The organism is Pseudomonas mandelii (assembly GCF_024138395.1).
GTDB classification, from domain to species: Bacteria; Pseudomonadota; Gammaproteobacteria; order Pseudomonadales; family Pseudomonadaceae; genus Aquipseudomonas; species Aquipseudomonas mandelii_E.
Genome location: NZ_JAMYDU010000047.1, coordinates 1 through 10,282, shown reverse-complemented (window position 1 = coordinate 10,282; position 10,282 = coordinate 1). Strand labels below are relative to the sequence as shown.

The window sequence follows — 10,282 nt, the reverse complement described above, 5'->3', positions numbered from 1 at the left end:
GCGCCAGTGCTCAGCTTCACGACGGGTAACGATGCCGGTGCGGTGCAGGAAGACACCACGCTCAGCGTCAGCGGCCATCTCAGCTCGGCCGACATCGATCATGCCGCCACCGCCACTTGGAGCATTGCCGGGACGAATACCGGCACCTACGGTTCGATCGCGGTGGACAGCACCGGCCAGTGGACGTACACCTTGGCCAATGGCAGCGATGGTGTCGCCAGTGCGGTGCAGTCGCTGGGGGCGGGCGAGAGTCACGATGAAGTGTTCAGCGTGCAGGTCAGCGATGGCCTCGGCGGCGTGGATACTCAGTCGGTGACCGTCACCGTCACTGGCACAAACGATGCGCCCGTGCTCAGTTTCACGACCGGCAACGATGCCGGCGCGGTGCAGGAAGACACCACGCTCAGCGTCAGCGGCCAGCTCAGCTCGGCCGACATCGATCATGCCGCCACCGCCACTTGGAGCATTGCCGGGACGAATACCGGCACCTACGGTTCGATCGCGGTGGACAGCACCGGCCAGTGGACGTACACCTTGGCCAATGGCAGCGATGGTGTCGCCAGTGCGGTGCAGTCGCTGGGGGCGGGCGAGAGTCACGATGAAGTGTTCAGCGTGCAGGTCAGCGATGGCCTCGGCGGCGTGGATACTCAACTGGTGACGGTCACCGTCAGCGGCACTAACGACGCGCCCGTGCTCAGTTTCACGACCGGCAACGAGGCCGGTGTGGTGCAGGAAGACACCACGCTCAGCGTCAGCGGCCAGTTCAGTTCGGCCGACATCGATCATGCCGCCACCGCCACCTGGAGCATTGCCGGTACGAATACCGGCACCTACGGTTCGATCGCGGTGGATAGCACCGGAAAATGGACTTACACCCTGGCCAATGGCACCGATGGCGTCGCTAGTGCGGTGCAGTCGCTGGGGGCTGGCGAGAGTCACGATGAAGTGTTCAGCGTGCGGGTCAGCGATGGTCTCGGCGGCGTGGACACTCAACTGGTGACGGTCACCGTCACCGGCAGCAACGATGCGCCAGTGCTCAGCTTCACGACGGGTAACGATGCCGGTGCGGTGCAGGAAGACACCACGCTCAGCGTCAGCGGCCAGCTCAGCTCGGCCGATATCGATCAAGCTGCCACCGCTACTTGGAGCATTGCCGGTGCAGATACCGGCAGCTACGGTTCGATCGCGGTGGACAGCACCGGCCAGTGGACTTACACGCTGGCCAATGGCACCGATGGTGTCGCCAGTGCGGTGCAGTCGCTGGGGGCTGGCGAGAGTCATGACGAAGTGTTCAGCGTTCAGGTCAGCGATGGCTTGGGCGGTGTGGACACTCAGCTGGTGACTGTCACCGTCACTGGCACTAATGACGCCGCCGTACTGTCCTCGGCCAGCGTCACGCTGACCGAAACCAATGCTCCGCTGACCACCAACGGCACCCTGACTATCAGCGACATCGACAGCGCCGCGATCTTCGTCACGCAAACCAGCACAGCCGGCAGTTACGGCAAGTTCTCCATCGGCACCAATGGTGCCTGGAGCTATGTCGCCAACTCTGCCCACAACGAGTTCGTCGCCGGCACCACCTACACTGACACCTTCACGGTGAGCAGTGCCGACGGCACCCTCACCTCGGTCACCGTGCATATCCTCGGGACCAACGACGCCGCCGTGTTGTCCGCCGATATCGCCAACCTGACCGAGACCGATGCCACTACCGACATCTCCACCAGCGGCACCCTGACCATCAGCGACGTCGACAGCGCCGCGACCTTCGTAGCCCAGACCAACACCGCTGGCAGTTACGGCCAACTCTCCATCGGCACGAATGGTGTCTGGAGTTATGTCGCCAATAGCGCCCACAACGAGTTCGTCGCCGGTACCACCTACACCGACACCTTCGCGGTGAGCAGCGCCGACGGCACCCTCACCTCGGTCACCGTGCTGATCCTCGGCACCAACGACGCCGCGCTGTTGTCCGCCGACATCGTCAACCTGAACGAAACCAATGCCCCGCTGACCACCTCCGGCACGCTCAGCATCAGCGACATCGACAGCGCCGCGACCTTCGTCGCGCAGTCCAACACCGCCGGCAGTTACGGCCAATTCTCCATCGGCACTAACGGTGCCTGGAATTATGTCGCCAATAGCGCCCACAACGCGTTCGTCGCCGGCACCACCTACACCGACACCTTCACGGTAAGCAGCGCCGACGGCACCCTCACCTCGGTCACCGTGCACATCACCGGTACCAACGACGCCGCCGTGCTGTCCTCGGCCAGCGTCACGCTGACCGAAACCAATGCTCCGCTGACCACGGCTGGCACCCTCACCATCAGCGATGTCGACAGCCCGGAAACCTTCCAAGCCCAATCCGGCACCGCTGGCGCCAACGGGACCTTCGCCATCAATACCGCGGGCAACTGGAGCTATACCGCCAACTCGGCCTTTGACACACTTAATATCGGCGACAGCTTGACCGACACCTTCACGGTACTCAGCGCCGACGGAACCGCGACCGCGGTGACGGTCACTATCAACGGCAGCAACGACGCCGCCGTGCTGTCCTCAGCCAGCGTCACGCTGACCGAAACCAATGCCCCGCTGACCACAGGTGGCACCCTCACCATCAGCGACGTCGACAACCCGGAAACCTTCCAAGCCCAATCCGGCACCGTCGGCGCCAACGGAACCTTCGCCATCAATACCACGGGCAACTGGAGCTATACCGCCAACTCGGCCTTCGATGCACTCAATATCGGCGACAGCCTGACCGATACCTTCACGGTACTCAGTGCTGACGGCACCGCGACTGCAGTGACGGTGACCATCAACGGCAGCAACGACTCGCCGACGATCACCTCCAACGGCGGTGGTACGACCGCTTCGGTCAGCGTGGCGGAGAACACCACAGTAGTCACAACAGTGACGGCGACCGACGTCGATCTGCCAGCGCAAACGCTGAGCTACAGCATCGTCGGCGGAGCAGATGCCGCGAAGTTCTCGATCGTTTCAGGCACGGGCGCGCTGAGCTTTGTCTCTGCGCCTAACTTCGAGGCGCCAACTGACTCGGGAACGAACAACATCTATGACGTGATTGTGCGGGCGTCGGACGGCACACTGTTTGACGACCAAGCGCTCGCCGTGAGCGTGACGGGCGTCAACGACAACAGCCCGGTGATCACCTCCAACGGAGGTGGTGCGACGGCTTCGATCAACGTGGCGGAGAACACCACGGCGGTCACGACAGTGATGGCTAGCGATGCTGATCTGCCAGCGCAAACGCTGAGCTATTCGATTCTGAACACGGCCGGGACGGACTTCAGCAAGTTCTCTATCAGTTCGACTGGGGTGCTGACGTTCAATTCGGCGCCGGATTACGAGAATGCCCAGGATGTCGGTGGTGCAGACGGTGATAATGCCTATGTTGTGGGCGTTCAGGTGGCCGACGGCAATGGCGGAATCGACACGCAGACGATTACGGTAAACGTGCAGAATGTAGTTGAGACTCCAGTTGATACCGTGGCGCCGACGGTGACAGTGACGGGCACGGCGTTAGGGAACTCGATCGGTTCAGTATCGACAATCACTTTCCAGTTCAGTGAGGCAGTCAGCGGTTTCAACCTGGCGGACGTCACGGTGAGTGCATCAGGGGCAACGCCCCGCGCAACCTTGAGCAACTTCACGCAGGTAGACGGCGATACCTACACGGCGACGCTGACTAGAACACAATCCGGTAGCGTGAAAGTCGACGTTGCCGCAAACAGTTATACCGACCTGGCGGGTAATGCGGGTGCTGCCGGGAGCAGTGCAAACCTTCCGGCAGGCGTTGCCGGCGAACCTATCAATTTAGCCCTCACTACCCCGTCGACCGATGTCAGTGGCCCGATAACGGTCTCAATCAGCGGTGTTCCCTCGGGTTGGATATTCAATGCGGGAACCGACAACGGCGATGGCACCTGGACCGTGCAAACCAGCGATCCTGGCGCATTGACGGTAACAACCCCAAGCGACTTCGCGGGAGCGTTGGTGCTTGAGGTCAACATGTACTGGAGCAACAGCGACGGCAGCGACGGCAGCGCCTATGTGTTCAACAATGTCGAAGTCTACGCCCCTGGCGCACCGATCTTCGCCTTGTCCGCTGACGACAATTTGACTGGCTCGTCCGGTGCCGACACTTTCGTCTTCGCCCAGCCGATTGGTAACAACCAGATCTACAGTTTCGATGCCGCGGCGGACAAAATCGACTTGATCGGCTTCCCAGGCATCAACAGCTTCACTGATTTAAGTATCACCAACGACGCCAACGGCAATGCGCTGGTCAGCATCAGCTCGGGCCAGACGGTCACCCTGAAAGGTGTCGATGCGGCTGACTTGAGCGAAGCGAACTTCCAGTTCGATGTGGACCCGGTCATGACCAATATCGGTACCCTCACCATTGCCGACGGCGCGATCATGCCGTTCGGTGGCAGCATTCATAACAGCGGCACCATCGAACTCGGCTCCACCGGCAGCGAGACCAATCTTGAGATTCTGTTCCGTGGCGCGACCTTGACCGGTGGCGGCCAGGTATTGCTATCCGACAGCGCACAAAATGTGATTTTCGGCGGCAGCGCCGACACCGTGCTGACCAATGCCGACAACCGTATTTCCGGTGCCGGGCAATTGGGCGCCGGGCAGATGGTATTGGTCAATGCAGGCCTGATTCTGGCCAGCGGACTGAACAGCCTGGTGCTCGACACCGGCACCAATACCATCACCAACAGCGGAGTGCTGGAGTCCACGGGTGCAGGCGGGATGACTGTGGCCAGTGCGGTCGAAAACTCCGGCCACTTGTGGGCCAACGGTGGCGACATGCGCCTGCTGGCCGACGTGATGGGCAACGGCAGCGCCACTATCGACGGCGACGCGACACTGACCTTTGTCGGTGCCGCACACGGGTCCGTTGCCTTCCACGGCGAAGGCGCGGGCTCGCTGGTGATCGCACAAGCCGAGGCGGCGGGTTCCTTGGTCGGCATCCTCGGCCTGGAGAGCGATGACATGCTGACCTTCGGCAATCTCGCCTTCGGCGCCAACACCCAACTCAGCTACAGCGCCAACGCCTCTGGCGCCGGCGGCCTGCTGACGGTGGACGATGGCACGCACCGGGCTGAGGTGAATCTGCTGGGGCACTACACGGTGGAAGACTTCCAGCTCACCGACGGCGAGGCCGGTACCCAAGTCAGTTACAACGGCGAATCCAGCGGCACACTGGTGGGCAGCATGGCGGCGGACGTACTCAGTGGCGGCGACGGCAATGACATCCTGGCGGGCCGTGGTGGTGAGGACACGCTCAGCGGCGGCGCGGGAGCCGATATGTTCGCCTACCTCAACGCGAATGAAGGTGGAGACAGCATCCTCGACTACAACTTCGCCGAAGGTGACGCGCTCGACCTCTCCGCACTGCTCAGCGCCAACTTCGTTAGCGGTGTCAGCCAGGCGTCCGACTTCGTCCAACTGGCGCAATCGGGCAGCGACATCACCGTGAAGGTGGATACCGACGGCACAGCCAATGGTACGAACTTCGCCGATGTGGCGGTCCTTGCCAACACGGGCACGAGCGGTACCGATCTGGTGCGTACCTGGTTTGGGGAGGCTGACCATACGCTGACGGCGTGATGTTGGGCTGGAGTTGAATCCACCGCTGCAGACAGCCACAAAAAAGCCCCACCAGATCACTCTGCGCGGGGCTTTCAAATATGTGGTGTCCCAGGGCAGGTTCGAACTGCCAACCTTCCCCTTAGGAGGGGGATGCTCTATCCAATTGAGCTACTGAGACACAGTCGCCCTGCAAGGAATGCGGAGCGATGGACGGCGTGCATGTTAACGGGCAGGCCCGCTTTTGTCATGTCGTCCGTAGGCTTTTTAAGTGTAGGCAGACGTCTCACGGCAGCGTGGCTTTGTTTACCGTGCAATTTGCATCACCGCAAAATGCCATCATTGCAAAATGCAATGCAGCCATTTTGCACAAATATCTTAATTCGTTGTTTTTAAAGGATTTAATAGCCGTTAAACTTTTGGCATGCGGGCTGCTTCGACTGTTTTCACAGAACACAGGAGATCAGCCCCATGAACAGCGCTTTGTTAGTCGCGAACGCGGTCGCTTTGGCGGTTCTGTTGGGTTTTCATTTCTTCCCCGAAAACGATGCTGCGACAATTGCTCAACGCATACCTCATTACCTGCAACTACAAAAAACGCCTCAATTGGCAGTCACGCACGATCAACCGAGGGTTGTCGGCCAAGAGGTGAGCCAAGAGATTATTCAGCTGCGCACACAGTCTTTCGAACGCTTGGTATTTTGAATCACCCCATCAGGAGCACAGCATGTCCAAATCAGCCGCAGGATTTTTCATCCTCGCCTTTCTGAGTGGCATCCTTCATTTGTCATTGGTCCAGGACACGGTCGTCACCCTGCCCCTGATTGCTTGCGGCGTGTTCGGCGCGCTGTTCGTGCTGGCGCTGATCGCCGGGCGCAAGATCAAGTTCGATCCGGTTTTGCGCTGAGGCTCAGCAGCTTCAGAAGATTGGCAACGGTGTCAGCAAGGTCGCCTGAGTTATCGAGTCGGCGGATCTGCCTATCACCGATTGAATCATCAGCCATAAACAGCGCATTTCGGCGCAGCCTTGCTTCAATTTCTGCCGGGCTCTCACGCCCCCGCCGTAGCAGACGCTCGCGCAGGGCTTCATCCTTGACCGTCAACAACACCGGCAATAGCGTGGGATAGCGCTGTTGCGCTTCTGCCAGGTGCCCGCGCGAACCGTTGATCAACACATCGCGACCGTCCGCGAGCCATTGGTCTATGCGCACAGGAATACCGTAATCAAGCCCATTGGCTTGCCACGACAGCGCAAAATCTCCTTGGGCTCTGCGTCTCTCGAATTCTTCCCGGGACACCTCGATGGCGTCTTCACCCACCGATTCCGCAGAGCGCGTGATAACGCGGCGCACGACTTCACAATTGCGTGCGCGCAGCGGCTCGCGAGCGGCTTCGATGAGGCTGTCCTTGCCGGATCCCGAAGGCCCCATTAAATAAATCAGCCTGCCATCCATCCTGAAATCATCCCGCGCCACGTGCCCATACTAGTAAATCGGCCATTTGCCACTATCCTGTATAAGGTAAGGAACAAGGATCGAATCCGCATAGCATGCACCTTCAGACGTCTTCGGGCATCACCTGTCGGGGCAAGAGGACGCGGTCAGCGATACGGACTCATGGATTATTTTCAAACCAGTCCGCATTTCTGATAATAGGTGCTGGCATTAAGCCTTTACCCAGATCAATATTTGTCACAGAATTGACGCCAATGATCCGGCTAATTTGAGGCATGATGCGCGCCTCTATCAATTCAGGTTGAACATTTGGCCGGAGTGCTTGTCCTATCTGACATCCTGCGGCCTATCCCGAAAACCGCTCCCCTGAACTAACCGGTTAAATATATGCGCCCATTGAAACAGGCAATTTATTCCAGCCGTACGGCTGACAAGTTCGTCGTACGTCTGCCAGACGGAATGCGTGAACGCATTGCCGAGGTGGCTCGCAATCATCATCGCAGCATGAACTCCGAAATCATCGCGCGCCTTGAGCAGAGCCTTATTCAGGAAGGCGCGTTGGGTGAAGAATTGAGCATGCGCCTGGACAGCCCCGAGCTGTCATTGCATGAACGCGAACTGTTGCAGCGCTTCCGCCAACTCTCCCACCGTCAGCAAAACGCTCTGGTTTCGCTGATCGCCCATGACGCCGAAATGGCCGCAGACGCTTCCTGATTCATCCCGAAAGCTCAAGCCAGCGTAATTGCTGGCTTTTTTTTGCCTGAAATCTGGTCAAAAAAAACCCGCCGATTGGGCGGGTTCTTTTAAAGCAGGACTCAGAGCAGGAAAATCGTTGCCAGCCCGAGGAAGATGAAAAAACCGCCACTGTCGGTCATGGCCGTGATCATCACACTGGCCCCCATTGCCGGATCGCGCCCAAGCCGCGCCAGCGTCATCGGAATCAAAACCCCCATCAATGCCGCAAGCAACAGGTTAAGCGTCATGGCGGCGGTCATCACCACGCCCAGCGACCAACTGCCATAAAGCAGATAGGCCACCACACCAATCACGCCGCCCCAGACTAGACCATTGATCAAACCAACCGCCAACTCCTTGCGCATCAGTCGCGACGTATTGCCGGTACTGACCTGGTCCAGCGCCATGGCCCGAACGATCATGGTGATCGTCTGGTTACCCGAATTGCCACCGATACCGGCGACGATCGGCATCAATGCCGCGAGTGCTACCAGCTTCTCGATAGAGCCTTCGAACAGGCCGATCACCCGGGATGCAATGAACGCGGTGATCAGGTTCACCGCCAGCCAGGCCCAACGGTTGCGCAGGGATTTCCAGACTGACGCGAAAATATCTTCTTCTTCACGCAAACCCGCCATGTTGAGAACTTCGTTTTCGCTCTCTTCACGAATCAGGTCGACCATTTCATCGATGGTCAGACGACCGATCAGCTTGCCGTTCTTGTCGACCACCGGCGCCGAGATCAAGTCATAACGTTCGAATGCTTGGGCGGCCTCGTAAGCGTCTTCGTCCGGATGAAAGCTCACCGGGTCACTGGCCATGACTTCCGATACTTGCTTTTCCGGGTCGTTAACCAGTAGACGCTTGATCGGCAACACGCCCTTGAGCACGCCGTCGTAATCGACCACGAACAGTTTGTCGGTGTGGCCCGGCAGCTCCTTGAGACGACGCAGGTAACGCAAAACCACTTCGAGACTGACATCCTCACGGATGGTCACCATCTCGAAGTCCATCAGCGCACCGACCTGCTCCTCGTCATAGGACAACGCGGAGCGGACGCGCTCGCGCTGTTGACCATCGAGGGTTTCCATCAGCTCGTGGACGACGTCTCGCGGCAGCTCGGAGGCCAGGTCAGCGAGTTCGTCGGCATCCATGTCCTTGGCCGCGGCCAGGAGCTCGTGATCGTCCATGTCGGCGATCAGGGTTTCACGAACCGAATCGGATACTTCGAGCAGGATGTCGCCGTCGCGATCGGCCTTGACCAATTGCCAGACCGTCAGGCGATCGTCCAGTGGCAAGGCTTCAAGGATGTAGGCAACGTCGGCGGAGTGCAGATCATCGAGCTTGCGTTGCAACTCGACGAGGTTTTGCCGGTGAACCAGGTTCTCGACCCGGTCGTGATGCGGACCTTCCTGGCGATGAGTCAGGTCTTCGACCACCCGCTGGCGCTGCAGCAGCTCAACGACTTGAGCGAGGCGGTCCTGCAAGCTTTCCTGCGTTTTCTTTACTTCAACTTCAGACATAGGCGAACTCCACTCCCAGCAGCGGGGCACGCCGGAAGGATCAATCAGTCAATTCATGATTGTAGAAACGGGGTACTGAGTAACTACTGGGTAAGTCCATGGAGGTATTCCACAAGCCCCGGCGGGGCTGACGGGCGCAATGATAACACCGCCTGACGGTTTTAAACGTTAAAAAATCGCGGCTGAAACAAGTGCTTGCGAGACAAACCTGAGCGTTGTCCTGATCCATGAAACTGCGACGACTTATCCTGAAAAGAAAACACACCACCGCCTGAAAATGTAATGACTACCCTTGATGGAGACCGTCATGGAGGACGTCGAATGCCATCGAATGCTCATTACTATTTGCTTGCCGCCTTGCTCTGCCTACCGCCCCAGGTGCTCGCCACGACCGTTCACCGGTGCGAAGCCGCCAATGGGCACATCACCTTCACGACCTTGAGCTGTACGACTGGAGAAAGCCTTTCACTTCAAGACGTACACACGTTCCTGCCAGGCAGCGCGACGCCCCTGATGCCAGAGGCCGAGTTTCGCGAAACATCAGGTATGAAATTCCAAAGGAGAGAACCGACGATAGTGGGTCAATCCGAAGGCACATGTGGAAATCTGCTCAGCGCGAAAGAACGCCGCATAGCAATCATCAATCAGCGGGTCGTTGCGGGCATGAGTCAACAGGACGTCAAAAGCGCTCTCGGCAAACCCGACAAGATCAGCACGCGCAATTCAGCCACCAGCTACCGCTATGACAACAAGCGAGGGCGCAGTGCTCATATCGAATTCGATGAGAAGGGTTGTACCAAAGGAAAAGCCAAATCGCAGACGGCAAAAAGCCCGCGTTAAACGCGGGCTTTTTGGTGTTTGGTGCACTCGACAGGATTCGAACCTGTGACCGCTCGGTTCGTAGCCGAGTACTCTATCCAGCTGAGCTACGAGTGC

General features: G+C 58.9%; 7 protein-coding genes and 2 tRNA genes. 5 read left to right on the top strand and 4 right to left on the bottom strand.

Features of this window, described 5'->3' with window-relative positions; translation table 11 throughout:
* Nucleotides 1-5,655, top strand: a 5,655-nt coding sequence (locus NHU87_RS28135) for a VCBS domain-containing protein (RefSeq protein WP_253555081.1), incomplete at its 5' end; no start/stop codon positions are given.
* An 83-nt stretch (nucleotides 5,656-5,738) separates the two neighbouring features.
* Here the strand turns inward: NHU87_RS28135 and NHU87_RS28130 are convergent.
* Nucleotides 5,739-5,815 (bottom strand) — tRNA-Arg (locus NHU87_RS28130).
* Between the two features lie 290 nt (nucleotides 5,816-6,105).
* Between NHU87_RS28130 and NHU87_RS28125 the strand changes: the two genes are divergently transcribed.
* Both NHU87_RS28125 and NHU87_RS28120 read left to right on the top strand, forming a co-directional pair.
* Nucleotides 6,106-6,339: a hypothetical protein gene (locus NHU87_RS28125; RefSeq protein ID WP_253555079.1), complete on the top strand. Its 234-nt coding sequence runs from the start codon at nucleotides 6,106-6,108 to the stop codon at nucleotides 6,337-6,339.
* A 22-nt stretch (nucleotides 6,340-6,361) separates the two neighbouring features.
* Nucleotides 6,362-6,541 carry a PA3371 family protein gene (locus NHU87_RS28120; RefSeq protein WP_253555077.1) on the top strand — a complete coding sequence of 60 codons (180 nt, stop codon included), beginning with the start codon at nucleotides 6,362-6,364 and terminating at the stop codon, nucleotides 6,539-6,541.
* On the opposite strand, the gene phnN is transcribed toward NHU87_RS28120, so the two are convergent.
* Nucleotides 6,516-7,088 carry a phosphonate metabolism protein/1,5-bisphosphokinase (PRPP-forming) PhnN gene (gene phnN / locus NHU87_RS28115; RefSeq protein WP_253555075.1) on the bottom strand — a complete coding sequence of 191 codons (573 nt, stop codon included), beginning with the start codon at nucleotides 7,086-7,088 and terminating at the stop codon, nucleotides 6,516-6,518. The two genes, NHU87_RS28120 and phnN, sit on opposite strands and share 26 nt — an antisense overlap.
* A gap of 387 nt (nucleotides 7,089-7,475) precedes the next feature.
* Here phnN and NHU87_RS28110 point away from each other — a divergent pair, with 387 nt between their 5' ends.
* Nucleotides 7,476-7,802, top strand: coding sequence for an Arc family DNA-binding protein (locus tag NHU87_RS28110; protein ID WP_003178899.1), 327 nt, complete (start codon nucleotides 7,476-7,478; stop codon nucleotides 7,800-7,802).
* Between the two features lie 101 nt (nucleotides 7,803-7,903).
* Here NHU87_RS28110 and mgtE read toward each other — a convergent pair whose 3' ends face one another.
* Nucleotides 7,904-9,346 carry a magnesium transporter gene (mgtE, locus tag NHU87_RS28105; RefSeq protein WP_253555073.1) on the bottom strand — a complete coding sequence of 481 codons (1,443 nt, stop codon included), beginning with the start codon at nucleotides 9,344-9,346 and terminating at the stop codon, nucleotides 7,904-7,906.
* A 321-nt stretch (nucleotides 9,347-9,667) separates the two neighbouring features.
* Here mgtE and NHU87_RS28100 point away from each other — a divergent pair, with 321 nt between their 5' ends.
* A complete protein-coding gene (locus NHU87_RS28100) occupies nucleotides 9,668-10,186 on the top strand; it encodes a cell envelope protein SmpA (RefSeq protein WP_253555061.1) in 519 nt (172 codons plus the stop codon).
* A gap of 19 nt (nucleotides 10,187-10,205) precedes the next feature.
* Here the strand turns inward: NHU87_RS28100 and NHU87_RS28095 are convergent.
* Nucleotides 10,206-10,282: transfer RNA gene (locus NHU87_RS28095), tRNA-Arg, on the bottom strand.